This is a genomic window from Rhizobacter sp. P2_G4, assembly GCF_056403575.1.
The window spans coordinates 139,892-165,793 of sequence record NZ_JBFUFG010000004.1 but is presented as its reverse complement, the minus strand read 5'-3'; the positions used below and the strand labels follow the sequence as shown (position 1 = coordinate 165,793).

21 protein-coding genes are annotated in these 25,902 nt (G+C 63.0%); 6 read left to right on the top strand and 15 right to left on the bottom strand.

What is annotated here, in order from left to right:
• Window positions 1–634: 634 nt before the first annotated feature.
• From epsG to AC1DYS_RS16815, 9 genes are all read right to left on the bottom strand, one after another.
• Window positions 635–1,540: a chain length determinant protein tyrosine kinase EpsG gene (gene epsG, locus AC1DYS_RS16855; RefSeq protein WP_047493867.1), complete on the bottom strand. Its 906-nt coding sequence runs from the start codon at window positions 1,538–1,540 to the stop codon at window positions 635–637.
• Window positions 1,537–2,943, bottom strand: a complete 1,407-nt coding sequence (epsF, locus tag AC1DYS_RS16850; RefSeq protein WP_082001070.1) for a chain length determinant protein EpsF — start codon at window positions 2,941–2,943, stop codon at window positions 1,537–1,539. The genes epsG and epsF overlap by 4 nt, the downstream gene beginning before the upstream one ends.
• A gap of 9 nt (window positions 2,944–2,952) precedes the next feature.
• On the bottom strand, window positions 2,953–3,759 hold the full coding sequence (epsE, locus tag AC1DYS_RS16845; protein ID WP_477901139.1) for a polysaccharide export protein EpsE: 807 nt from the start codon (window positions 3,757–3,759) through the stop codon (window positions 2,953–2,955).
• 23 nt (window positions 3,760–3,782) lie between these two features.
• Entirely contained in the window at window positions 3,783–4,682 is a 900-nt protein-coding gene (locus AC1DYS_RS16840; RefSeq protein WP_477901137.1) for an EpsD family peptidyl-prolyl cis-trans isomerase, read from the bottom strand.
• 274 nt (window positions 4,683–4,956) lie between these two features.
• On the bottom strand, window positions 4,957–5,688 hold the full coding sequence (gene ubiE, locus AC1DYS_RS16835) for a bifunctional demethylmenaquinone methyltransferase/2-methoxy-6-polyprenyl-1,4-benzoquinol methylase UbiE (protein ID WP_477901135.1): 732 nt from the start codon (window positions 5,686–5,688) through the stop codon (window positions 4,957–4,959).
• Between the two features lie 17 nt (window positions 5,689–5,705).
• Complete coding sequence (locus AC1DYS_RS16830; RefSeq protein WP_477901133.1) at window positions 5,706–6,125, bottom strand: gamma-butyrobetaine hydroxylase family protein; 420 nt, start codon at window positions 6,123–6,125, stop codon at window positions 5,706–5,708.
• 36 nt (window positions 6,126–6,161) lie between these two features.
• Complete coding sequence (locus AC1DYS_RS16825; protein ID WP_477901131.1) at window positions 6,162–7,361, bottom strand: acetyltransferase domain-containing protein; 1,200 nt, start codon at window positions 7,359–7,361, stop codon at window positions 6,162–6,164.
• 31 nt (window positions 7,362–7,392) lie between these two features.
• On the bottom strand, window positions 7,393–8,271 hold the full coding sequence (locus AC1DYS_RS16820; protein ID WP_477901129.1) for a 2OG-Fe(II) oxygenase: 879 nt from the start codon (window positions 8,269–8,271) through the stop codon (window positions 7,393–7,395).
• A gap of 132 nt (window positions 8,272–8,403) precedes the next feature.
• On the bottom strand, window positions 8,404–8,862 hold the full coding sequence (locus AC1DYS_RS16815) for an HIT family protein (RefSeq protein WP_477901127.1): 459 nt from the start codon (window positions 8,860–8,862) through the stop codon (window positions 8,404–8,406).
• 65 nt (window positions 8,863–8,927) lie between these two features.
• On the opposite strand from AC1DYS_RS16815, the gene AC1DYS_RS16810 reads away from it, so the two are divergent.
• Window positions 8,928–9,905, top strand: coding sequence for a Bug family tripartite tricarboxylate transporter substrate binding protein (locus AC1DYS_RS16810; protein WP_477901125.1), 978 nt, complete (start codon window positions 8,928–8,930; stop codon window positions 9,903–9,905).
• 105 nt (window positions 9,906–10,010) lie between these two features.
• On the opposite strand, the gene AC1DYS_RS16805 is transcribed toward AC1DYS_RS16810, so the two are convergent.
• Window positions 10,011–13,922: a DUF3683 domain-containing protein gene (locus AC1DYS_RS16805; protein WP_477901123.1), complete on the bottom strand. Its 3,912-nt coding sequence runs from the start codon at window positions 13,920–13,922 to the stop codon at window positions 10,011–10,013.
• Between the two features lie 219 nt (window positions 13,923–14,141).
• On the opposite strand from AC1DYS_RS16805, the gene ugpB reads away from it, so the two are divergent.
• From ugpB to ugpQ, 5 genes are all read left to right on the top strand, one after another.
• Window positions 14,142–15,464 (top strand): sn-glycerol-3-phosphate ABC transporter substrate-binding protein UgpB, encoded by a 1,323-nt coding sequence (gene ugpB / locus AC1DYS_RS16800; protein WP_477901121.1) that lies wholly within the window; start codon window positions 14,142–14,144, stop codon window positions 15,462–15,464.
• Window positions 15,465–15,552: 88 nt separating this feature from the next.
• Window positions 15,553–16,437, top strand: a complete 885-nt coding sequence (gene ugpA / locus AC1DYS_RS16795) for a sn-glycerol-3-phosphate ABC transporter permease UgpA (RefSeq protein ID WP_047493850.1) — start codon at window positions 15,553–15,555, stop codon at window positions 16,435–16,437.
• Window positions 16,437–17,288, top strand: a complete 852-nt coding sequence (gene ugpE / locus AC1DYS_RS16790) for a sn-glycerol-3-phosphate ABC transporter permease UgpE (RefSeq protein ID WP_047493847.1) — start codon at window positions 16,437–16,439, stop codon at window positions 17,286–17,288. The genes ugpA and ugpE overlap by 1 nt, the downstream gene beginning before the upstream one ends.
• An 8-nt stretch (window positions 17,289–17,296) precedes the next feature.
• A complete protein-coding gene (locus AC1DYS_RS16785; RefSeq protein ID WP_477901118.1) occupies window positions 17,297–18,361 on the top strand; it encodes a sn-glycerol-3-phosphate import ATP-binding protein UgpC in 1,065 nt (354 codons plus the stop codon).
• Window positions 18,362–18,446: 85 nt separating this feature from the next.
• Window positions 18,447–19,196: a glycerophosphodiester phosphodiesterase gene (gene ugpQ / locus AC1DYS_RS16780; protein WP_477901116.1), complete on the top strand. Its 750-nt coding sequence runs from the start codon at window positions 18,447–18,449 to the stop codon at window positions 19,194–19,196.
• On the opposite strand, the gene AC1DYS_RS16775 is transcribed toward ugpQ, so the two are convergent.
• The 5 genes from AC1DYS_RS16775 to secA form a co-directional block, all read right to left on the bottom strand.
• Window positions 19,187–19,777 (bottom strand): GNAT family N-acetyltransferase, encoded by a 591-nt coding sequence (locus AC1DYS_RS16775; RefSeq protein ID WP_477901114.1) that lies wholly within the window; start codon window positions 19,775–19,777, stop codon window positions 19,187–19,189. The two genes, ugpQ and AC1DYS_RS16775, sit on opposite strands and share 10 nt — an antisense overlap.
• An 11-nt stretch (window positions 19,778–19,788) precedes the next feature.
• A complete protein-coding gene (locus AC1DYS_RS16770; RefSeq protein ID WP_477901113.1) occupies window positions 19,789–21,138 on the bottom strand; it encodes an MFS transporter in 1,350 nt (449 codons plus the stop codon).
• Between the two features lie 140 nt (window positions 21,139–21,278).
• The gene (locus tag AC1DYS_RS16765; RefSeq protein ID WP_477901112.1) at window positions 21,279–21,455 is read right to left on the bottom strand and encodes a hypothetical protein; all 177 of its coding nucleotides are present in this window, start codon (window positions 21,453–21,455) and stop codon (window positions 21,279–21,281) included.
• Window positions 21,456–21,622: 167 nt separating this feature from the next.
• Complete coding sequence (gene argJ, locus AC1DYS_RS16760) at window positions 21,623–22,852, bottom strand: bifunctional glutamate N-acetyltransferase/amino-acid acetyltransferase ArgJ (protein ID WP_477901111.1); 1,230 nt, start codon at window positions 22,850–22,852, stop codon at window positions 21,623–21,625.
• A 130-nt stretch (window positions 22,853–22,982) separates the two neighbouring features.
• Entirely contained in the window at window positions 22,983–25,727 is a 2,745-nt protein-coding gene (secA, locus tag AC1DYS_RS16755) for a preprotein translocase subunit SecA (RefSeq protein WP_477901109.1), read from the bottom strand.
• Window positions 25,728–25,902 lie beyond the last annotated feature (175 nt).

Below are 25,902 nucleotides of genomic sequence, written 5' to 3'. Positions count from 1 at the left end.
GCGGACGGCGCTGTGGACGAACCACCTCCTCCGCAACCACCCAAAGCAAGGCAAGCGGCGGCAAATGTTGCCTGCCAGGCAAATGTCTTTTCGAATTTCACTTCAAGCACTCCAAATATTCAGGTCTGACTCATATCAGCGGCGCATGGGCCGCTGATCCCGGGCGAGTAGCGCTTGACTGGTGCCTGCAGACACTTGAGCTTTTGCCAACTACCCCACGGCGTTGCCAGACTTCATCTGGGCGCTTGATCACCGCGACATTCACTGATGAAGCGAAGGTTGCCTGAGTTGAAAGGGGGGGCTGTAACTGAAGGGAGTAGGACGTAACACGCCCTCATGCATGCCAGCGCGGCCGAGGACAGGCCTCTTCCCATCGGGAAACCCAATGAATACGGGCCCCGTCCACCCCTGGAACAAGGGGGCGAACCACACGGGTTTACCCGCCCAGGCTGTGTTTTCTTCGCATCTTGGTACAAATCACACAGCTGTGATCGGCCTCTGGGGAGCGGCGCCGGCACTCATAAGAAGAGATAGGCTGGAATTACCTGCCAAACAGGTCAATTCAGCAGCCATCTGTAGCTTCAACGCTCCCGCGCTTAGCTTGCGAAATCCGCCTTGAGCGGCCTCCGGTCCCTTATGCCTTGCCTTTTTTCTTCTTCGAGGGCACGGAGTTCAACACGGTGCCGACCATCACGACACCGGCGTTCGACAGGCCTTTAACCATGTCGGCGAACCCGCTCACGCGGGTTTGATTGCCGCGGGCGACGGCAATCGCTGCCCCAGCGCGAACAGCCACCAACGCGCAGTCTTCCCCCTCGACCAGACCCGGCGTGTCGATGATGACGACGTCGTAGCTGGCACGCGCGTGGGTCAGCAGTTCATCAAAGCTGCGGCGGCTCAGCAATTCGATGGGATTGGGCGGAATGGGCCCGGCGGGCAGCACGAACAAGCCCATGAGATCGGTGATGCGGATGATGCTTTCGTCCCGTGACCGGCCCGCCAGGTAAGTCGAAAGCCCGACCTGGTTCTGGATGTTGAACAACTCGTGCTGGCGTGGATGGCGAAGGTCAGCGTCGATAAGAAGCGTCCGCTCGCCGAGCTGGGTGAAAACCACCGCGAGATTGGCTGCCAGGTAACTGCGCCCTTCACCCCGCTCGGCCCCCACGACGGTGAAAACGTGGCGCTGCTCGGTCTTGTCGATCCAACGCAGCATGATCTGGCTGCGCACCGCCCGCATCTGCTCGACCACGGGGCTGAACGGCTGATAGGCCGCAACCACCTCCTCGCTGATCGATTTCTTGTCTGGATTCGACCGCAGATAGGGGAATGAAAACTGGCGCGCCAGCCCGAACTGAATGTCGGCCTCGGTCAGCAGGCCGAGCCGCACCGCAGCCTCGCCGAAACGAAGGTTTTCCTGGCGCTGGAGCAACAGGATCCGTTCTGCATCTTCGGGGCGCAGCAGCCCCGCATCCATGAGGATGGCACCAATCGATCGGACCGCTGGCGGTAACGAGACAGCTGCGGTCCCCGTTACCTTCATGGCAGCCCCTCAGGATTGGGAAGCGCCGAGCGGCTCATCGCAAAGCTTGGCGCGGCGAGCCGCCTGAACACAGGTTGCCGTGATTCATTGGGACGCAGCACACCGATGACCGGCACACCGTCGAGGATCTGCAAATCCTCGGGGCCACGCACGCGCCGATCCAGCAACTCCCACGCAAGCGCAAGAACGGAACCCAGCAACACACCGCCGAAAATCGACCCGAGCACGCCCATCAGTACTTTCTTTTGAGATGGCTCCGATGGTTCCACTGCCTTACTCAACATACGTAGCGTCGACTGGTTGGTCTGGCTTTCCATGCTGAGCTGACCTTCGCGCTGGCTGACAGCGTCGTAGGCCTTCTGCGCCGTTTCCACGTCTCTCAGGAATACGGAAATCTGGTCACGCTCGGACCGCATCGACAGCAGCTGCTTTTTCTGCGCTTCGATCATTGCACGCAGTTCACCCACCTTTTGCGAGCTGGTTCGGCTGACGACTGAGGTGGTGCTGGAAACCCGGCGAATTTCAGCCGCCAACTGCTGCTTGATTTGCGCGATCTGGGCCTCGAGTTGCAAGCGTTGGGGATGGTTGGAGCCCACGATGCTGCTGATCTCGCTCAGTTTGGTTTCCGCTGCACCGAGCTGGCTCTTGAGCGATTGCACAGCTCCACTCAGTGCCACTTCAGGAGACGCCTCACCGGTGTTGCGTTGCCGCCCCGCTGCATCGACGTTTTCAGCCTGCGCGGTCGCGAGCTGAGCGGTCAACGCGACCAGCCGGGCATTTTCCAGATCGAGTCGCTCATCGGAGACCACGATTCCGTTCTGTTGCTGGTACTTTGAAAGACGCGCTTGAGCCTGCTCGAGGTTGTTGCGCAGCACCTTGGCTTGTTCCTGGAACCAGGTTGCCGACTGACGCGCCGGTTCGACACGCATCTCAATGGCGGTATCGATCGCGGCTTGCGCAAACGCGTTTGCGGCTGCAGCGGCAAATGCGGGGTCTCGTGACACGTAAGTGATGCTGATCACATTGCTCAGGCGCACCGGCTCGACTGTCAGGCCCCGTTGAAGGCCATCAGCGTAGTACTGCTCGAGCGGGATCTTGGCGCTCGTCGCCTCTCTCCATTGCTGTACGTAGACCGGCGAGTTTTCGAGACCCAACACCTTGACCACTCGCGTAGCGACCTTGTCGCTCTTCAGTATCTCGATTTCAGTGGCCAAGCTGGCCGGCGTTGCCAGCCCACCAAGCAGCGGATCGGGGCGAACATCGATGACGAGAGACGCATTTGCGACGTATTGCTTGGGCTGCCGCAAGAAGATGTTCAAGCCCACGCCAGCCACGACGATGGTCACCAGAAGGACCAACCACTTCCGTACCCAGATAACCCGTAGGAACTGCAAGATGGACATGGCTGCCGATCAGAAAACAGATTCGCGAACGTAGATCACATCGTCGGGTTGAACAAGCTCGGTCATTTTCAGTTCCATCACGGTCACTTCACCCTTCGCGTTACGACGATGTACACGAATTCCGCGTTCCGTGCCACGTGCGGTCAGGCCGCCCCCTTGCGCCAGCGCCTGGAGGACCGTCATGCCCCGCTCAAGCCGGAAAACGCCCGGTTTTTGCACTTCGCCATAGATGTAAAGGCTTGGAGCACGGTCCACATAGATGATGTCGCCATTCGCCACGGTGATGTCGAGTTCACGCTTGCCAGCTTGCATGATCGCAGGCAGGTCAATGGCGTATTTCACCGGCTTGCCTTCGCGAGTGCCCACCACGGTGACCACATCGGCTCCGCCGGGTAAAACTCCGCCTGCCGCCGCGATCATTTCAGAAACCCGGCTGTTCACGGAGACGATTGGATAACGACCAGGCTTGCCAATCTGGCCCAGCATCGAAATCTGGCTGCTGCGCACCTGCACCACCATGACGTTCACCTGCGGCTTCAAGACAAACCCGCCGTCACGAAGCTGCTTGGCAATCTTTTCCTGAGCGCCCGTGATGGACGCTCCATCCAAGCTCAAAGTACCGATCAGCGGGAAGGTGATCTGACCTAACTCAGAGATTTGCGTCTCGAGCGTCAGGTCTGGGTTTTGGTAGACGGTGACGCGGATCACGTCGCCGGAGCCGAGGATGTGCTCGGCCTTAGCCTGCGCCTGTACAAGAGCACATGACAACAGAGCCAGCGTTGCCAGAGCCAAGCGAAGAAATTGTCGTATCGACATGGTGATGCGTTCCTGTAGGTGTCTCACGGGGTTTTTGCGGGTTCAGCCCCGGAGGCAGCGCCCTTGGCGTACTCGCCAAGATACTGAATTTTGGCGGTGGCGCGCAGCGCCTTCAGATCTTCTTCCACGATTCGGCGTTTGCGCTCGTTCAACAGGAACTGTTCGATTGCAGGGAATGCCTGTGTCTCGTCGAGTGGCTGGCTCCGCGAGCTCACCATGGTGACGACTTGGACGCCGCTGGGCGAAGTGTTCAGCAACGACTGGCCGTCCTTCATGCTGGCAAAACTGTCCAGGCTCCCCAATGGGACCTGCTCGGCCGCCAGAGTCAGCTGATTGCTGGCGAAGCGATAACCCTTCTCCTTCAAGAAGGCGGTGAAATCGCTGATCGCGGCCGATTCCTGCAGCTTGGCCCGCAACTCGCTGACCTGCTCCGGCTTCGCTTCGATGCGAAGCTCTTGCAAGGTATAGACGTGGCGATCCTTGAAGAGCGCTGGCTTGTCGTTGTAGTACTTCTTGATGTCTTCCGCGGAGGGTTTGGACGCTCCCGAGCCAACTCGTTCGATGTAGGCGCGCGCGATGATCTCGCGCTTAGCAGCCTCAAGCTGCTGAACGACCTGAGGGTCGCGGTCAATATCCTTGCTCTTGGCGGTTTGCACGGCCAGCTCCTGGTCGATCAAACGCTCCAGCACCTGCTGAGCCGCCGATGCGGCTTGAGCCGGTGGCACGCCACGCTGCTGCTGCAACACATAGTTGATCTGATGAACCGTGATTTCCTCTTTGTTCACCTTGGCCGCGGACTGCGTCGCCTTGTTCTTGCCACCGCCACAACCTGCGAGCGCCAGCACACACACAGCCATCAACGCCAGACCCTTCACGCCGAACCTGCTCTTGGGCGGGGCACTTGCATCGGTTCTTGAAATCATTCGATCATCAATCCCAGAGTCACTTCGGCGGCCAGACGGGTTCAGCGCTCAACGAACAAACCACGTTACGCAAAGGTTTGTGCAAGCGCTGGGTCACCGGGAAACCGCGGAGCCGCAGCTTGCCGAGTGTAGCGGCGAAGCCAAAACGCACCACGCCCTCGACTGAGGGATAGCAGAGCAATCTCCCTCGGTAAAACCGTGAGGAACTACCGCCGAAACGCTCGCTGGCGCCTGCTCACGCAGTGAGTCGCTCACCCGCCACGAGGAACTCACACTAGCACTTGATGCCAACGTGCAATGCCGCAACTCCGGCGGTGAGGTTGTGCACGTCCACGTGGCCGAAACCAGCACCCTTCATCATGGCCTTGAGTTCCTGCTGCCCCGGATGCATGCGGATGGATTCGGCCAGGTAGCGGTAGCTTTCGGCATCACCGGCCACCAGCTTGCCGATCTGTGGCAACACCTTGAACGAGTACCAGTCGTAGGCTTTCTCCAGCGGAGCCGCCACTTTGGAAAATTCGAGCACCAGCAAACGGCCGCCGGGGCGCAGTACGCGGCACATTTCGGCCAGAGCCAAGTCCTTGTGAGTCATGTTGCGCAAGCCAAAGGCCACGCTGACCAGATCGAAGCTGCCCGTCGGGAACGGCAACGCTTCCGCGTCGCAAATCGATGTGGGTAAGGCCAGGCCTTCATCGAGCAGACGGTCCCGCCCGCGCCGGAGCATGGCTTCGTTGATGTCGGTATGAACGACCGTCCCAGCCGTGCCGACTTTCTTGGCGAACGCGCGAGCCAAGTCCCCCGTGCCACCGGCGATATCCAGAACCTTGTCCCCTTCGCGAACGGCTGCCACCGCCACGGTGTAGGCCTTCCAAACCCGGTGAAGGCCAGCCGACATCAGGTCGTTCATCAAGTCGTAGCGTGAAGCCACGGAGTCGAACACGCCGCGCACACGGCCAGCTTTCTCTGATTCGTCCACGGCCTGGAAGCCGAAATGGGTGCCACTCATGGTCGATGACCTCGCGCTCAGTGGTGATGCCCGCAGCCTGACGCTGCTGCGGGTGTCTTCATGGCTTCGTCACGGCTAGCCCCAGCCTTTTGTAGCCGGGCCTCGTATTGCTTCCAGAGCTCGGCTTCCTGCGAACCCAGGAAGTACAGGTAGTCCCAAGAGTAGATGCCGGAGTCATGCCCGTCCGAGAACCTGGGTTGTACGGCGTAGTTCCCCACCGGCTCCAGTTGAACCAGATCCACATCTCGCTTGCCGGTCTGAAGCACTTCCTGCCCTGGACCATGGCCTTTGACCTCGGCGGATGGCGAATACACCCGCATCAACTCGAACGGAATGCGGAATTCCTTGCCGTCCGCAAAGGAAACCTCCAGCACACGCGATTTGCTGTGAACGGTGATGGACGTCGGTTGTGGGGTGTCAGCAGTCAGGCCAGTCATGGGAACTCGATCAAAGCATCTGCTGCAGTGTAGCCATCAGGCAGGTAGCGCGGCACCCTGTTGAGTAGCTTGTGGCTTGATGCCCAGCAAGGCCGCGACGAACAGCTGAGCCAGCAGCGTCATCAGGGCGATGGCGGCGGCGTTTCGTGTGACGCCGGCAATTACCCCGAGCGACAAGACAACAAGTGCCGCCAGCAGCATGGGAACCACAGATCGCCGGAACGGCGGGTTCGAGATGCCCGACACAAACGTGGAAAAGCGCGAAGAGAGGAAGAAGGCCGAGACGATGATCCCCGCGGCGAGCAACGCGTACACCCACTGGGTGACGGGCAGAGGCAAAAGCATCTCGCAAAGATCCAGCGTCGCATAGTGAATGGGGATCACGGCAAATGAGGCAACACCGCGCAATGCCACGCCGCTCGCCAACTTCGGATGCGAGACGGAAAGCCACCACGCCACCAGAGTCGCAGCCATCAGGACACCCAGCGAAAAAACCAAAAAGCCTGCGCTCACCATGCCCCAGCGGAAGAACGAGCTCTTGAATACCAGCGCCAGCACCAGCGAAAGCCCGCCGAACCCGATGGCACAGACGGCTCCTCTGACATACAGCCTCAGCCGGGATCCAGGGGTCAAGGTATGGATTGGCTCGTAGAACCAACCCAGGGCAAAACCGAGCAGCGGATACACCATCCACGGAGACAGTGGGTAAGACACGTGCTCGACCGCCTGCACACCAGTGACCCAGTTCCAGATAGCAAACTCCGACATGCTGCCACGCAGAAGCGGCCCCACCGCATAGCGCAGCGCCAGCAATGCGAGCGCCAGACTGAGGCAAATCAGAACGGGCCGGCGACGAGAAGCGATGACGGTCACCGTGACGGAGGCGAGTGCGATGAACCCGAAGAAATCGAACCCGCCAGCTACATCGTGGCGCCAATAGAACCATTGGTCGGCAACGACAAGCAAGGCCGCTTTCCAGAGCACGGACCGCATGTTCACCGCGCCTGAGCTTGCCCGCGTGGACAGCGCAATGCCAAAGCCGGTGGCAAAGAAAAATACAACAGGTGCAAAGCCGCCAAGAAACACCGCCGCTGCACTGGGCGAYGCTGCGGCATCCGTACCACTCAGCAGGCGAAAGCCGGCGTGGTTGAGGATCATCAGCACCGCCGCGATCCCCCGCAGCACGTCAAGCTCCGGCGCGAACACTCGCGGTCGCTGAGTTGCGCCCGAACTCATGCCTGGACTGAGGCTGGACCCGCGCGGAGAGTCAGGTGCCCGACCCGGCCAGTCTCTTCACTCGCCTCATCACCGCACGCGAGTACCGCAGCACGGCGGGCGGCACCCACTCCTGCAGGTGCTGTTCCATGCGCAGGCTGGTCGCTTCGCGGCGGATCTCGGCGTTGTCTTGCGGCCGGGCTGCATACATGGTCGACCGGTTGGGCACCTCTTCGTAGACGGCTTTCGATGCGGTGTAGTAGTACAGCGCCACCGAGCGGCGAAGCACGCCATCGGGGGTAGTCAGCGGATCCGGGTGGCCGTGGTACGAATCGGCATCGGTGTTAAAGATGACGCAGCGGTTCCACACTGGGCTCACGCTCTTCACCATCTGCTTCATGTCACGGCTCCAGAGTTCGAGCGAGCCGTTGTATTCGTCCTTCCAGCCTTCGTTCAGGTAGACGATGACGTTCATGCGCCGGTTCACGTGCAGCTTGTTGTTGATCCGGAAGTCCGCATGGATGCCCAGCTTGCCGCCAACACCGATCTCGTGGAAGCCACCGCCGACGAAGTAGGGATCGGGCAGCAAGCCGTCGATGGCCGACAAGCCTTCGAGAAACTCGAGGAAGGGCTGCGAGTTGAAGAAGTCGAAAGCCCGCCGGCAGAAGTCATCGCAGTCCGCAGGCAGCACCTGCCGCTTGTGGTGACCCGCGTAGCCGGACTCGAACACCACGTCGGATTCGAGCCGCTCCTTCGGGAAGTGCGAATACAAGCCCGAGATCAGGTCTTGGGGCAAGAAGTTGTCGAGAACGATGTGCGGGAATGGCTCTGCGAAACAGTAGTCGCTGGACAGCGAAGCGCCGATCTCGCGCGCTCGCTTCGGGTCGAGCTTGAAACCGTTTGACAGATCGATGGGCAGGACCGGGCTCACAGGCATTCCTTGGACTGAAATCTCTCGGAAATGTATATCGAAGCCACCGCGCCGACCGGCCCTCACTTGAGGGTTTTCACGCAGCGCCCGGGATGCCCATGCTCGTCTACAGCCAGCGGAGGGGAGTCCAGCTCAGATGGCGACCAGCGCCGCAGCCACGGCAGCATCGAGGTCATCCCGGCTGCAGGCTATCCGATCAATGGCTGGCGGTTCGACTTCACGCTGACGCGTCCCCCAGACCGGCTGCGGGAAGTGGCTGTCCCAGTCAAAACGGGCGATCACGTGCCAGTGAAGGTGAGGCACCATGTTCCCGAGCGCAGCAAGGTTGATCTTGGTCGGCTTCAGGCGATCCACCAGCACACGCTCGACGGCGCTCACCAGTTGCATGCAACGTGCGCGCTGTGGCTCCGACAGATCGGAGAACTCGGCCACATGGCGGTTCGATACCACGCGGTAGAAGGCAGGGAAGTCCGCGTCGGCGACGCCGATCACGCGCCAGGCATCGCTCGTCCAGACCAGGCGGCCGCCGGCGTGCTGGCAGAGGTCACACGTGGCCACGGAATCAGAGGGCGGGCTGAAGCTGAACGTCATGCGGCGGATTATCGCGGCCGCCCTCGATAAGATGGGCGTCACCCCATTGCTCGCGAGCACACAACATGACCCATGCCCTGTCCCGCCGTTTGCTCGGTATGGCCCTTGCCTCGGCGCTGATCGCACCTGCGATGGCGCAGGCTCAGGCGTGGCCCAACAAACCCGTGCGCTGGGTGGTGGCCTACCCGGCAGGGGGCGGTTCCGATTTCCTCGCCCGCCAACTCGCACCGCAGCTCGGCAAGCAGCTCGGCCAGACCTTGGTGATCGAGAACCGTCCGGGTGCCGGCGGCACCATCGGCACCGACAACGCCGCCAAGTCGCCACCCGACGGCTACACCATCCTCACCGGCGATAACGGTGCGATGGTGTTCAACAGTGCCATGTACCGCAAGCTGCCCTACGACCCGAAGGACTTGACGCCCGTGGGCTTCATGGCGCGCTTCCCGCTGATCCTCGCCGTCAACCCGAATGCCGGATTCAGCACTGCCAAGCAGTTGCTCGACGAGGTGAAGAAGAACCCAGCCAAGTACACCTATGCGTCACCCGGCATCGGGAGCCCACACCATCTCGCGATGGAGCTGCTGAAGGACCGCACCAAGAGCTTCATCGTTCACGTGCCCTACCGCGGCACCGCACTCGCCGTGCAAGACGTCATCTCCGGCCAGGTGCCAATGATGGTGCTCGACACCGCGGCCGGTCTGCCCCAGATCCGCGCTGGCAAGGTCAAGGCACTCGCCGTGATGTCCAAGAAGCGCCTGCCCTCGCTGCCCGACGTGCCGACACTCGACGAGATCGGCATCAAGGACTTCGAGGTCACTGCTTGGCAAGGATTGTTCGTACCCAAAGGTACGCCATCCGACATCGTGGCCCACCTCTCGGCCGAGATGATCAAGGCCATCAACGTGCCCGAGGTGAAAGCCCGGCTCGAAGAATTCGGCCTCGAAGTGACGCCTTCGGACGGCCCGGCGCTCGCTGCGTTCCTGCAGAAGGAAACGAGCTTCTGGCATGCGCTCATCAAGGAGCGCAACCTCTCCGCCGAATAGGACAAGCAAAGCGAAGTCCACATCGAGCAACGCCAGTGGATCCGGCTCTGCCGGTCCACCAGGCGGCGCCCCTCGGGGGCAGGAGCAAAGCGACTGGGGGGCTAGTTACACCAACACCCGCTCGATGCCCCCGTCGTTGGCGCGTTCGACGTACTCGGGCATCCAGTCGACCCCGAGGATCTGGTTGGCCATCTCGACCACGATGTAGTCGGCTTCAAGCAAGCCGTTGTTGAGGTCGTTGCCGTAGCGGCTCAGGCCCTGCAGGCAGCTAGGGCATGAGGTGAGAATCTTCACCCCGCCCTTGTCGGGCACCGAACCCGTCGCACGAAGCTTCGCTTCGTCCTTGCGCAGTTCTTCTTCCTTGCGGAAGCGCACCTGCGTCGAGATGTCGGGCCGCGTCACGCCGAGCGTGCCGCTCTCGCCACAGCAGCGCTCGCTCTTCAGCACGTTGTCGCCGAGCAGCGCTTTCACTGTCTTCATCGGCTCCTGCAGCTTCATCGGCGTGTGGCAGGGGTCGTGGTACAGGTAGCCGTTAGAACCCGACGCTGCGCCGAGCGTGATGTTCTTTTCGAGCAGGTATTCGTGGATGTCGATGATCCGGCAGCCCGGGAAGATCTTGTCGAATTGGTAGCCCTGCAGCTGGTCGTAGCAGGTGCCGCAGCTCACCACCACCGTCTTGATGTCCAGGTAGTTCAGCGTGTTGGCCACACGGTGGAACAGCACCCGGTTGTCGGTAATGATCTTCTCGGCCTTGTCGAACTGGCCCGAGCCCTTTTGCGGGTAACCGCAGCACAGATAGCCGGGCGGCAGCACGGTCTGCACGCCGGCATGCCAGAGCATCGCCTGCGTGGCCAAACCCACCTGCGAGAACAGGCGCTCCGAGCCGCAGCCGGGGAAATAGAACACCGCCTCGGTTTCCGACGTGGTTGTCTTCGGGTCGCGAATGATCGGGACGTAATTCTTGTCTTCGATGTCGAGCAGCGCACGCGCCGTCTTCTTCGGCAAGCCGCCCGGCAGCTTCTTGTTGATGAAGTGGATCACCTGCTCCTTGATCGGAGCCGTCCCCACCGTCGACTTCGGCGCGGCAGTTTGCTTGTTGGCCAAACCGCGGAACAGGTTGTTGGCCGCTCGTTGCGCCTTGAAGCCCACATCGACCATGGCTGTGCGAAGCAGCTTGATGGTCTCGGGGTTGGTGGCGTTAAGCATCATCATCGCCATCTTGTTGCCGGGCCGGAAGCTCTTCTTGCCCATCTTGCGCAGCAGGTTGCGCATGTTCATCGACACGTCGCCGAAGTCGATGTTCACCGGGCAGGGGCTGAGGCACTTGTGGCACACCGTGCAGTGGTCGGCCACGTCTTCGAACTCTGCCCAGTGCTTGATGCTCACGCCACGGCGCGTCTGCTCTTCGTACAGAAAGGCCTCGACCAGCAGCGAGGTCGCGAGGATCTTGTTGCGCGGGCTGTACAGCAGGTTCGCACGCGGCACGTGTGTTGCGCAGACCGGCTTGCACTTACCGCAGCGCAGGCAGTCCTTCATCGAGTTGGCGATGTCGCCGATGTCGCTCTGCTGCATGATCAGCGACTCGTGCCCCATCAGGCCGAAGCTCGGCGTGTAGGCATTGGTCAGGTCGGCCTTCAGCGCCAGCCCTTCGAACGAGACATTGCGCAGCAGCTTGCCCTTGTTGAAGTGCCCGTTCGGGTCGACGCGCCGCTTGTAGTCGGTAAAGGCGGCCATCTCGTCGTCGGTCAGGAACTCGAGCTTGGTGATACCGATGCCATGCTCGCCCGAGATCACGCCGTCGAGGCTGCGCGCCAGCTTCATGATCCGCGCCACGGCCTCGTGCGCCGTCTGCAGCATCTCGTAATTGTCGCTGTTGACGGGGATGTTGGTGTGCACGTTGCCGTCGCCGGCATGCATGTGCAGCGCCACCCACACGCGACCGCGCAGCACCTCCTTGTGGATGCGGGTGCATTCGTCGACGATGGGCTTCAGCGCCGAGCCGGCAAAGATGTCTTGTAGCGGCGTGCGGAGCTGCGTCTTCCACGACGCGCGCAAGGTGTGGTCCTGCAGTTCAACGAAGTAGCTGCGGCCCGTCTGCGCGTCCACCGCATCGAGGTCATGCAGCCACAGCTGCCACAGCGAGCGCACGTCGCGCAACAGCACCAGGGCTTGTTGCACGCGGTCTTCCAGCAGCTCGGCCGAGGCGATCTCGCCCGCATCGTCGCTCTTGCCGAGTGGCAAGTTGCCCTTCTCGAAGAAGGCTTCCAGCGCATCGACCAGCGCCAGCTTGTTGCGCAGGCTCAGCTCGATGTTGATGCGCTCGATGCCGTTGGTGTACTCGCCCATGCGCGGCAGCGGGATCACCACGTCTTCGTTCACCTTGAACGCATTGGTGTGCTTGCTGATGGCGGCCGTGCGCTTGCGGTCCAGCCAGAACTTCTTGCGGGCATCGGCGCTCACCGCCACGAAGCCTTCGCCGGCGCGGCTGTTAGCAATGCGCACCACCTCGCTGGTGGCACGCGCCACCACGTCGGGGTCGTCGCCGGCGATGTCGCCCACGAGCACCATCTTCGGCAGGCCGCCACGCTTGCTCTTGGTGGCATAACCGACCGCCTTCAGGTAACGGTCGTCCAGGTGTTCCAACCCGGCGAGGATGGCCCCGCCCGCCTTGGCCTCGGCGAACATGAAGTCCTTGATCTCGACGATCGACGGCACCGCATCGTGCGCATTGCCGAAGAATTCGAGGCACACCGTGCGCGTGTGCGCCGGCATCTTGTGCACGACCCAGCGCGCGCTGGTGATGAGGCCATCACAGCCTTCTTTCTGGATGCCAGGCAAGCCGGCGAGGAACTTGTCGGTGACGTCTTTTCCCAGGCCTTCCTTGCGGAAAATGCGGCCGGGGACGTCGAGCTGCTCTGTTCGCTCTAGCACCTTGCCCGACGCGTCGAAATACTTCAGCTCGAAGCTCGCCACGTCGACGTCGTGGATCTTGCCCATGTTGTGGGCGAGCCGCGTCACCTCGAGCCACTTGGCTTCGGGCGTGACCATGCGCCACGAGGCCAGGTTGTCGAGCGCCGTGCCCCACAGCACCGCCTTCTTGCCGCCGGCGTTCATCGCGATGTTGCCGCCGATGCAGGAGGCCTCGGCCGACGTGGGGTCGACCGCGAAGACGAAGCCCGCGCGCTCAGCCGCATCGGCCACGCGCTGCGTTACGACACCAGCTTCGGTCCAGATGGTGGCCACGTCGCGGTCCATGCCGGGCAGGCGCACGTGCTCTACCTCGGTCATCGCCTCGAGCTTTTCGGTGTTGATGACCGCGCTGTTCCAGGTGAGCGGAATGGCGCCGCCGGTGTAGCCGGTGCCACCCCCACGCGGGATGATGGTCAGGTCGAGCTCGATGCAATGCTTGACCAGCGCGGCCATCTCGGCTTCGGTGTCCGGCGTCAGCACGACGAAGGGGTACTCGACGCGCCAGTCGGTCGCGTCAGTCACGTGAGACACGCGCGAGAGACCGTCGAACTTGATGTTGTCCTTCGCGGTGTGGCGACCCAGCACCTTGGTCGTGCGGCGGCGCAGCTCGGCCATGCGTTCGAACTGGTTGGCGAACGACTTCACCGCCGCGTCGGCCGCCTGCAGCAGCTCTCCGACAAAGGCGTCGCGCGTGCCGTCGCCGGTGGGCGAGCGGCGGGCCTGCACCTCGCCAAGGCGGTGGTTCAACGCCTCGATCAGCAACTTGCGCCGACGTGGGTTGTCGAGCAGGTCGTCTTGCAGATAGGGGTTGCGCTGCACGACCCAGATGTCGCCCAGCACCTCGTACAGCATGCGCGCCGAACGGCCGGTCTGGCGTTCTTCACGCAGGCGGTTCAGCAGCTCCCACGCACGAGCGCCCAGCAAGCGGATCACGATCTCGCGGTCGGAGAACGAGGTGTAGTTGTAGGGAATCTCGCGCAGCCGGGGCGCGTTGTGCGCAGCGTCGGATGCAGCGGTAATCTGGTTCAGCAAAACGGGTGCGTTCATGGGGTCCAGGCGACGCGCGCGCCTGCTACTGCACTTGGAAGCGAATGGTAACGCAGCCCCCCCTGCGCGACGCCCGGGAACGGGCATGCAGGCTGCGCCGGCGGGTTATCCCCGTTGCTGCCGACGCTCATCCGCGACATAAACGCCCGTGTCACAAACTTGCAGCAAACTGGCGGGCTGGTCAAAAGCCAATCCGCAAACCCTCTCTCGGAGCAGTTCATGAAAATCAAACTCGCAGCGTTCGCTCCTGGCCTGCTGGCCCTGGCGCTGGCAAGCCCGGCCCACGCCCAAGTCGAAGTTCAATGGTGGCACTCGATGACGGGCGGCCTCAACGAATGGGTCAACGACCTCGCCAAGCAATTCAACGAGAGCCAGAAGGACTACAAGATCGTGCCCACCTTCAAGGGCAACTACGACGAGTCGATGACCGCTGCCGTCGCCGCCTTCCGTGCAGGCAACGCGCCGCACATCCTGCAGGTGTTCGAGGTGGGCACCGCGACCATGATGTCGGCCAAGGGCGCCATCAAGCCCGTCGGCGAAGTGATGAAGCAGAGCGGCGTGACCTTCGACCCGAAGGCCTACGTGCCGGCCGTGTCGGGGTACTACACCGCGCCGAATGGCGAGATGCTGTCCTTCCCGTTCAACAGCTCCACCACGATCTTCTATTACAACAAGGACGCCTTCAAGGCCGCCGGCCTGGACCCGAACAAGGCCCCGACCACTTGGCCTGAAGTGGTTGCTGCAGCCGCCAAGCTCAAGGCCAGCGGCAGCAAGTGCCCTTACACCACCAGCTGGATGAGCTGGGTACATCTGGAAAGCTTCTCGACCTGGCACAACACGCTGTTTGCAACGCAGAACAACGGCTTTGGCGGCCCGAGCGCGCGCCTGGCTTTCAACTCGCCGCTGCACCTGCGTCACTTCGACAACCTGGCCAACATGTCCAAGCAGGGCCTGTTCGTCTACAAGGGCCGCGCCAGCGTGGCCGTGCCGTCGTTCGTGTCGGGCGAATGCGCCATGTTGACCGGCTCGTCCGGTTCGTACGCAGACGTCAGCAAGGGTGCCAAGTTCGCCTACGGCCTTGCAGCGCTGCCCTACTACCCCGACGTGCCGGGCGCGCCGCAGAACACGGCCATCGGCGGTGCCAGCCTGTGGGTGATGTCAGGCAAGAAGCCGGCCGAATACAAGGGTGTGGCCGAGTTCTTCAAGTTCCTGTCCAGTCCCGACGTTCAATCGGCCAGCCACAAGCGCACAGGCTATTTGCCCATCACCACGGCCGCTTACCAGCTGACGGAGAAGTCAGGCTTCTACACCGAGAAGCCCGGTACGGACGTGGCGGTGACGCAGATGATCCGCAAAACCACTGACAAGTCGCGCGGCATCCGCCTGGGCAACTTCGTGCAGATCCGCACCATCATCGATGAAGAAACCGAGCAAATCTGGGCCGGCAAGAAAGACGCGAAGACAGCGCTCAACGACGCGGTGAAACGCGGCAACGAGCAGTTGGAACGTTTCGAAAAGCAGAACAAGGCGCCCGCACCCTGATCTGAACAACACCGCGACGCTGCACAATGCGCACCGCGGTCGCTCCACGAAGGCGGCCACCCCGGCCGCCTTACTCTTTCTGAACCCCATGGAAAAGCGCGTTCGCTTCGACTCACAGGTCCTGCCGTGGATGCTCGTGGCACCCCAGCTCGCGATCTGTGCGGTTTTCTTCTTCTGGCCTGCAGCGCAGGCACTGCTTCAGTCGATGCAGGTGCAAGACAGCTTTGGGCTGTCGACCGAGTGGGTCGGTCTGGACAACTTCAAGACACTGTTCAACGACTCCGCGTACCTCGAATCGTTTCAGGTCACCGCTGTCTTCTCGCTGCTGGTGGCGGTGCTGGGCATCTCGTTGTCGCTGATGTTGGCCATCTTCGCCGACCGCGTGGTGCGCGGTGCGCTGTTCTACAAGACGATGCTGATCGTGCCCTATGCCGTGGCTCCGGCCGTGGCCGGCGTGCTGTGGGTGTTCATGTTCTCGCCGTCGCTCGGCGTCGTGGCGTTCGGCATGGATCGCTTCTTCGGCTTTCAGTGGAACCACCTGCTCAACAGCACGCACGCGATGACGCTGATCGTCACCGCCGCGGTCTGGAAGCAAATCTCATACAACTTCCTGTTCTTCCTGGCTGGCCTGCAATCGATCCCGAAATCGTTAATCGAGGCCGCGGCCATCGATGGCGCGCGGCCGTGGCGCCGCTTCTGGACGATCCAGTTCCCGCTGCTGTCGCCGACCACCTTCTTCCTCCTGGTGATCAACATGGTGTACGCATTCTTCGACACCTTCGCGATCATCGACGCCACCACCCACGGTGGCCCCGGCCGCGACACCGCCATCCTCGTCTACAAGGTGTACCAGGATGGCTTCAAGGGCGGTGACCTCGGTGGTTCTGCAGCGCAGTCAACCATCCTGATGCTGATCGTCGTCACCCTCACCGTGCTGCAGTTCAAGTTCGTGGAAAAGAAGGTGAACTACTGATGGTCGAGCGCCGCACCACCCTCGGCATATTCGCCCACGCCGTCATGATCCTCGGCGTGTTGATCGTCGCCTTTCCGCTGTATCTGGCCTTCATCGCGTCGACGCACACGTCGCAGGCGATCCTGCAGGCGCCGATGCCGCTGACGCCCGGGGGACACTTTTGGGAGAACTACGCCGCCGCCCTCACCGGCCACGGCGGCGGCGCCGGCTCCAACGCGCCCGTGGCCCGCATGATGTGGGTCAGCCTCGTCACCGCGCTCGTCATCACCTTCGGCAAGATCGCGATCTCGCTCCTGTCGGCTTTCGCGTTGGTGTACTTCCGCTTCCCCCTGCGCGGGCTGGTGTTCTGGGCCATCTTCGTCACGCTGATGTTGCCGGTCGAAGTGCGCATCAGCCCGACCTACAAAGTGGTGTCTGACCTCGGCATGCTGAACACCTACGCCGGCCTCACCGTCCCGCTGATCGCCTCGGCGACGGCAACTTTCCTTTTCCGCCAGTTCTTCCTGACAGTGCCTGACGAATTGGTCGAAGCAGCCCGCATCGACGGCGCCGGGCCAATGCGCTTCTTCAAGGACATCTTGCTGCCGCTGTCGAAGACGTCGGTCGCGGCGCTGTTCGTCATCCAGTTCATCTACGGCTGGAACCAGTATTTGTGGCCATTGATCGCCACCACCGGCGAGCAGATGTACCCGGTGGTCGTCGGTATCCGCATGATGATTGCCGGCGGCGACTCCGGCAACGAGTGGAACATCGTGATGGCCACCGCCATCATGGCGATGCTGCCGCCAGCCATCGTGGTCGTGCTGATGCAGCGCTGGTTCGTCAAAGGCCTCGTGGACACCGAAAAATAGAAATCAACATGGCATCCATCACTCTCAAAGACGTCGTCAAGCGCTACGGCATCGGCCCGAAGGTGAACCAGGTCATCCACGGCGTCAGCGCGGAGATTGCCGATGGCGAGTTCATCGTCATCGTCGGCCCATCGGGCTGCGGGAAGAGCACGCTGCTGCGCATGGTGGCCGGGCTGGAAGAAATCTCCGGTGGCGACATCGCCATCGGCGGGCGTGTCGTCAACGACGTCGAACCCGCAGAGCGCGACATCGCGATGGTGTTCCAGAACTACGCGCTTTATCCGCACATGAGCGTGTTCGACAACATGGCCTACGGCCTGAAGATCGCCAAGGTATCGGAAGCAGAGATCAAGACGCGCGTGGACAAAGCTGCGGGCATCCTGCAACTCGGGCCACTGCTGCAACGCAAGCCGCGCGAGCTGTCGGGTGGCCAACGCCAGCGTGTGGCCATGGGCCGAGCCATCGTGCGTCAGCCGCAGGTCTTTTTGTTCGACGAGCCGCTCTCCAACCTGGACGCAAAACTACGCGGGCAAACGCGCATCGAGATTCGCAAGCTGCACGCCGAGCTGGGCGTGACCTCGCTGTTCGTCACACACGACCAGGTCGAGGCGATGACGCTCGCGCAACGCATGATCGTGATGAACGCGGGCCGCATGGAGCAGTTCGCCACGCCGGACGAGGTCTATGCCCGGCCGGCCACCACCTTCGTGGCGAGCTTCATCGGATCGCCGCCGATGAACTTGTTGACTGGCCAAGCCAGCGGCGCCAGCTTCACGCTCGACGGCCAGACCGTGCCGCTGCCTGCGCCGGCACCGCGCAACGGCGAGCTCACGCTCGGGCTGCGGCCTGAACACGTGGTGGCCGGCGGCTCGGGCGGCTGGCCGCTGAAGGTAGAGCTGATCGAAATGCTGGGCGCCGAGCGCCTGGTCCACGGCCAGCTCGGCAGCCACGCGTTCACATTGCGCATGGACGGCATGCTCACGCCACCGGCTGTCGGCAGCACGGTGCAGTTGCAGCTGTCGGCGCAACACCTGCATTGGTTCGATGTCGCCACTGGGGCACGGGTGGAATGAGCCGCGTCGCCGCGCCAAGCCGCCCCAAGCCAGACCTCACCCTCCTGGAGGGTCGCTCGATGTACTCGTCGAGCGGGGAGCCGTCATGACTCCGTGGCCCTATCCGCTCTGGGTCGCCCACCGCGGCGCCGGCAAGCTGGCGCCTGAAAATACGCTCGCCGCTTTTCGCGTCGGCGCAAGCCACGGCTACCGAGCCTTCGAGTGCGACGTCAAGCTGAGTGCAGATGGGCTCACCTTTCTGTTGCACGACGCAACGCTGGAACGCACGACCACCGCGCAAGGCAAGGCAGGCGAACGCAGCTGGAGCGAGCTGTCACGCATCGACGCTGGCGCGTGGCACAGCCGCGCCTTTGCAGGAGAGCCGATCCCGAGCCTCGATGCCGTGGCGCACTACTGCATCCGCAATGGCTTCGCGCTCAACATCGAAATCAAGCCGACGCCCGGAGAGAACATCGAGACCGGCCGCGTGGTGGCCATCGACGCGGAACGCCTGTGGTCAGGGGTGGCCGTGAAACCATTGCTCAGTTCGTTCCAGCCCGACGCCCTGGCAGCAGCACAAGCCACCGTGCCGACCCTGCCGCGCGCATTGCTGCTCGACGAGCTGCGAAATGGCTGGCTCGATGAAGCCAAGAATCTCGCTTGCGTGGCCGTGGTTGGCAACCACAAGCTGCTCGACGCCAACGTCATCGCCCAGATCCACGCTGCCGGCATGCGCTCGCTCTGCTACACGGTGAACGAGACGGCCGATGCGCAGCGCCTGCTCGCCGCAGGCATCGACGGGCTCATCACCGATGCCGTCGACCGCTTCTCACCCGGGTCGACCGTTCAGACCTGAGCCTCTTCAACGCCGCGCACGCGCGAGTACACGCAAGTGTCGCGCGGCTCACCGGCCGGTGTCACGTTGTCTTGGCGCAGCACGCCCTCGAACGTGAAGCCAGCCCGCTCTGCCACGCGACGGCTGGCGATATTGTTGGCGTCCATGCGGATCTCGACGCGGCGAGCCGCCAGCGTGTCGAAGCACAGGCGGTTCAGTGCAGTCACTACTTCGGTGACGATGCCGCGCTGCGCGTGACCCGCACGGCGCCAGTAGCCGATCTCAAATCTTCGCGCCTCCCAGTCCATGCGGTGCAGGCCCGAGCCGCCGATCAACGCGCCTTCGCGGTCGCCCGGCAGCCGCTCGAAGATGAACATCACCAGGTCTTCGCGCAGACGGAACTTGGCTTGCGCGCGACGGGCGTGCAGCTCCGATTCGCCCAAGGTGGGTGCGGTCTGCGCCCAGGGCATCCAGGGGCGCAGCTCGGCCAGTGTTTCGCACACCGCTGCGTTCACCGCCGCGCCGTCGCCAGGCTGCGGGCAACGCGCGATGAAGCGCTCGGTGAGCAGGCGTTCGGGAACGTCGATCAGCAGCGGGTCCATCACATCGCTCCTCAGGTCACGTCCATGATCGTGGTCGGGCGCACCGAGGCCTCACCTCCCACCCACTCGTCGGCATCTTCGGCCTTGGGAAGCACCTTCACGCCACGGATGGCGGGGTGCCGCCATGCCACCAGCGCCAGCAGCAGGCACGAGACGCCCGAAAACCCGAGCGCCGCACGCAGGCCCACGTGCTCGCCCAGCCAGCCGCCCAGCAAGGCACCGGGACCAGCGGCCAGCAGCGTGAGCCAACGCATCGCACTCGTCATGCGGCCGAGCAGCGGCTCGGGTGTCACCGCTTGGCGCAACGCCAGGAAGTTGATGAACACCAACACCGCGCCCGTGCTGAACAGGAACAGCATCAACGCGAACGCCGCCACACCCCAGGCGTTGGCCGGCGCGACCGCGAGCAACAGCCAGCCCGTGCCACAGATCGCGCAGCCGATCACCAGGCAGGGCCCGGGGCCCAAACGGCGGCTGATGCGGTTGCCCAGCACGCTCGACAAGACGGTGCCCAAGCCCATGCCCATGTAGCTCAGGCCCACCTGCTGCTCGGTCAAGCCGAGCGTGCGGGTGGCGAACAGGATTTGCACCACCACTGCTGCGTGGTGACACATCTGCCAAGCGCCGACCACGACCGCCAGCGACACCAGCAACGGCGTGCTGAATACGAAGCGCACGCCGGTCCGCAGGTCGCGCCAGAAGTGCGTGTTCTTGCGTGAGCGTTGGTCTTCCTGCACGCGGATGCCGCGCAAGATGGCGGCCGACACGACCACCAGCACCGCGTCCACCAGCAGGGCGAGCGGCGCGCCGACGACCTTGATCAGCGCACCGGCGAAACCGGGGCCGGCCACTTCAGCGCCCGAGGTGGCGAGCGCATTCTTGGCATGCGCCTCGACCAAGCGTTCACGCGCCACCACCTGCGTCAGCACGATCTGCGCGGCCGTGCCGGCCACGGTGTAGACGATGCCGATCACGAAGCCCACGACGTACAGCCACGTCATCGAGAGCCAGCCCATCCACCAGGCGAGAGGCACGCTGGCCACGATGACGCCGAGCATGCACTCGCCCATCACATAGACGGGCAGCTTGCGCACGCGGTCGAGCCACACGCCGGCTGGCAATGAAAACAGAACGAAGGGAATGATCTCCATCGCCGTGAGCAAGCCCATTTGTGTGGGCGATGCGTGCAGCAGCACGGCGGCAGTGAGTGGCAGGGCCAGCATCGTCACCTGCCCGCCGAACGAGCTGATGAGGATGGAAGTCCACAGGCGGCGGTAGACCGCGTCGCGCAGCAGGTCGTTGGGCGGCAAGGCGAGCCGCTGCGTCCACGCTGTTCGCAGCCGTGTGAGCCGATTCGACATCGTCGTCTCCTCTTTCTTCTGTCGCGGGTGCGGGTGGCACTCTGGCGGATCGATGGATCCGGGTCAGCGAAAGAAGAGCAACGAACCCGTTCTTCCGCTGAGGATCTCAGCGGAACTTCGGTGGAAGTGAAGCTGAGAGGTCAGGTACCGCAGAACGCCCACTTGCGTGGGCTGCCTGCAAAACCTGGGGCTGCGCCATGAAGGCGCTCGCCGCACTGCATGACCGACGGCAGGTGAATGATGCGTCGGGACGACGCACCCATGCCGCCGACACCGCACGAAGCGGCATCCAATGGGCGGTTGATGGGGTGGGTCATGTCATGAAGCGGTGAATGGCGAGCGGCCATGCTACCAGCGGGTGCTGTGGGCAAGCAAGGTCCGAAGGGGGTTCACCCCCTAGAAAAAATTCGCCGAGTACACATGCGAAACACATGGCAGCACACGTCAGGAATGCGCGTTCACATGCGCGCGTAACACCGGACGATCAACTCCTGTAGTCGGCGTTGATCTTGACGTAGTCGTAGCTGAGATCGCAGGTCCACACCGTGGCCTGGGCCGGCCCGCGGCGCAGGTCGATGCGCACGGTGATCTCGCTCTGCTTCATCACGCGCGCGCCATCGGCTTCCTGGTAGCTCGCCTTGCGGCCGCCGTCGGTGACCACGTGCACGTCGTCGAGGAACATCTCGATGCGCGTCTGGTCGAGGTCGGCGATGCCGGCATAGCCCACCGCCGCGAGGATGCGGCCGAGGTTGGGGTCGCTCGCGAAGAAGGCCGTCTTCACGAGCGGCGAATGGGCGATGGCATAGGCCACCTGCTTGCACTCGGCTTCGTTCTTGCCACCGTCGACCTGCACGGTGATGAACTTGGTGGCACCTTCGCCGTCGCGCACGATGGCCTGGGCCAGTTGCGTGGCGACGTCGATCACGGCTTGCTTCAGCAAGGCACCGTCACCGGTCTCAAGCTGGGCTATCGGCGCGTGGCCGGCCACACCGGTGGCCACGACGACGAATGAATCGTTGGTCGACGTGTCGCCATCGATCGTGATGCGGTTGAACGATCGGTCGGCCGCCTCGGTGGTCAAGGCCTGCATCAGTTGCGGCGCGATCACGGCGTCGGTGGCCAGGAAGCTCAGCATCGTCGCCATGTTGGGCCGGATCATGCCGGCACCCTTGCTGATGCCGGTGATGGTGACCGTCTTGCCGCCGATCTGGATCTGACGCGACGCCGCCTTGGGCAAGGTGTCGGTGGTCATGATGGCTTCAGCGGCCACCGCCCAGTTGGCTTCCTTCAAGTCGGCAATCGCAGCGGGCAGGCCGGCGGCAATGCGGTCGGTCGGCAGCGGCTCCATGATCACGCCGGTCGAGAACGGCAGCACCTGCTCGGGCGACAGATTGAGTTGCTGCGCCACCGACACGCAGGTCGAGAACGCGCGCATCAGCCCGTCTTCACCGGTGCCGGCGTTTGCGTTGCCGGTGTTGATGACGAGTGCACGCGGGCCGATGGCTGCGGCAAGGTGCTTGCGGCACAGCTGCACCGGCGCGGCGCAGAAGCGGTTGCTGGTAAACACGCCGGCCACCTGGGAACCTTCGGCCAGCGTGATCACGGTCAGGTCGCGTCGGTTGGCCTTGCGTACACCGGCCATCGCGATGCCCAGCTTCACACCCGGCACGGCATGCAGGTCTTTGGGGTCGGGCGTTTGCAGGTTGACAGGCATGGTCGTCTCTCGGTTGGATCGTGGCAGGCGCCGATTGTAGAAACGGACCATGACACCCCGACCCGAAACCTCAAGAAAAAACGGAGCCGCAGGCTCCGTTTTCGATGGTCAAGACGAGGTCAGAACCAGCTCAGGCCAGCCTGCCGTGGCATTGTTTGTATTTCTTGCCGCTGCCGCAGGGGCAGGGGTCGTTGCGACCGACCTTGGGCAACTCGGCTGCCACCGTGGACGCATCGGTTTCCTGCACCACGCTGCCGTCATCGCCGGGGTGGGTGTAGGTGACGTTGCTGATGGCTTCGGCGCGCTCTTCGATAGCCTCGGCTGCCTCGGCCATCTGCTCTTGCGTCTGGATCTTCACCGTCATCAGGATGCGGGTGACGTCCATCTTCACCACGTCGAGCAGTTGGCTGAACAGCTCGAAGGCTTCGCGCTTGTATTCCTGCTTGGGGTTCTTCTGCGCATAGCCGCGCAGATGGATGCCCTGGCGCAAATAGTCCAGCGCCGCGAGGTGCTCGCGCCAGTGCTGGTCGATCGACTGCAGCAGGATCATCCGTTCGAAGGGCGTGAACTGCTCCGCACCCACACGCTCCAGCTTTTCAGTGAAGGCATCGTTGCCCGCCTTGACGACCATCTCGAGGATGTCTTCATCGGTGATCGCGCTGCTCTTCTCGACGTGGGCCTTGATGGGCAGATCGAGCTGCCATTCTTCGCGCAGCGTCTTCTCGAGGCCAGCCAGGTCCCACTGCTCTTCGACGCTTTCGGCGGGCACATAGGTGCGCACCACATCGGTCAGCGTGCTTTCGCGGAGGCTTGCGATCTGGGCGGTGAGGCTCTCGGCCTCGAGGATCTCGTTGCGCTGCTGGTAAATGACCTTGCGCTGGTCATTCGCCACGTCGTCGTATTCAAGCAGTTGCTTGCGCATGTCGAAGTTGCGCGCCTCGACCTTGCGCTGCGCGCCTTCAATGCTGCGCGTGACGATGCCCGCCTCGATGGCCTCGCCTTCGGGCATCTTCAGCCGGTCCATGATGGCGCGCACACGGTCGCCGGCGAAGATGCGCATCAGCGAGTCTTCGAGCGACAGGTAGAAGCGCGACGAACCCGGGTCGCCCTGGCGGCCGGAGCGGCCACGCAGCTGGTTGTCGATGCGGCGCGACTCGTGCCGCTCGGTGGCGATGATGCGCAGGCCGCCGGCTGACTTCACCTGCTCGTGCAGGCCCTGCCACTCGCTGCGGAGCTTGTCGGCGCGAAGCGCCTTCTCGGTCTCGCTCAGCGACTCATCGGCCTCGATGAGCTTGATCTGGTTTTCGACATTGCCACCCAGCACGATGTCGGTACCGCGACCCGCCATGTTGGTGGCGATGGTGATCACACCCGGCCGACCGGCCTGCGCGACGATCTCGGCTTCCTTCGCGTGCTGCTTGGCGTTCAGCACGGCATGCGGCAGGTTGGCCTTCTTCAGCTTCTCGGAGATCAGCTCCGAGTTTTCGATCGAGGTCGTGCCCACGAGCACCGGCTGGCCACGCTCATGGCAGCTGCGGATGTCCTGGATGACGGCGTCGAACTTTTCCTTGTCGGTCTTGTAGACCAGGTCGAGCTCGTCCTTGCGGGCGGTCGGCTTGTTCGGCGGGATGACGACGGTTTCCAGGCCGTAGATCTCCTGGAACTCATAGGCCTCGGTATCGGCCGTACCGGTCATGCCCGACAGCTTGCCGTACATGCGGAAGTAGTTCTGGAAGGTGATCGATGCGAGCGTCTGGTTCTCGCTCTGGATCTGCACGCCTTCCTTGGCTTCCACCGCTTGGTGCAAGCCATCGGACCAGCGGCGGCCCGTCATCAGGCGGCCAGTGAACTCGTCGACGATGATGACCTCGCCGTCCTGCACAACATAGTGCTGGTCGCGGTTGTAGAGGTGGCGCGCACGCAAGGCGGCGTACACGTGGTGCATCAACGTGATGTTCTGCGGGTCGTAGAGGCTCGCGCCTTCGACCAGCAGCCCGGCTTCACGGAGGATGCGCTCGGCGTTCTCGTGGCCGTCTTCGGTCAGGAACACCTGGTGCGACTTTTCATCGACCGTGAAGTCACCCGGATCAATCACGCCTTCGCCGGTGCGAAGGTCGAGCTCGCCGATCTGCTTCTTGAGCTGCGGCACGACGGCGTTGATCCGCACGTACATCTCGGTGTGGTCTTCGGCCTGGCCACTGATGATGAGCGGCGTTCGTGCTTCGTCGATCAGGATCGAGTCGACCTCGTCGACGATGGCGTACGGCAGGCCGCGCTGCACGCGGTCGGCCGTCTCGTAGACCATGTTGTCGCGCAGGTAGTCGAAGCCGTATTCGTTGTTGGTGCCGTAGGTGACGTCGGCGGCGTAGGCGGCCTGTTTCTCCTCGCGCGGCATCTGCGGCAGATTCACGCCGACCGTGAGGCCGAGGAAGTTGTAGAGCTTGCCCATCCACTCGGCATCGCGGCGCGCGAGGTAGTCGTTCACCGTGACCAGGTGGACGCCCTTGCCGGTGAGCGCATTCAAATAGACCGGCAATGTCGCCATCAGCGTCTTGCCTTCACCGGTGCGCATTTCGGCGATCTTGCCGTCGTGCAGTGCCATGCCGCCGATGAGCTGCACGTCGAAGTGGCGCATCTTGAGGGCGCGCTTGCTGCCCTCGCGGGCCACGGCAAAGGCTTCGGGCAACAAGTCGTCGAGCGATTCGCCGCGGGCGACACGTTGCCTGAATTCGTCGGTCTTGCCTCGCAGCGCGGCGTCGTCGAGCTTTTCGAACTGCGGCTCCAGGGCGTTGATCTGCTGCACCACGGCCCGGTACTGCTTGAGCAGGCGGTCGTTGCGGCTACCGAATATCGAGGTGAGAAGCTTGGGCAACATGCAGCGTCAGGGATTGGGGCTGGAAAGCAGCGGGCAAATTCAAAGCGGCTGGCACGTTGCCAGCCGCGTGAATTCTTGGAAAGGGCACTGCCCTTGGAACTGAGGGCCGCTTCGGCCTTTTACAAGGCGAGGCCGTTGTTACCGCGGGAAAAGCCGCGAATCTTAGCACCGGGGG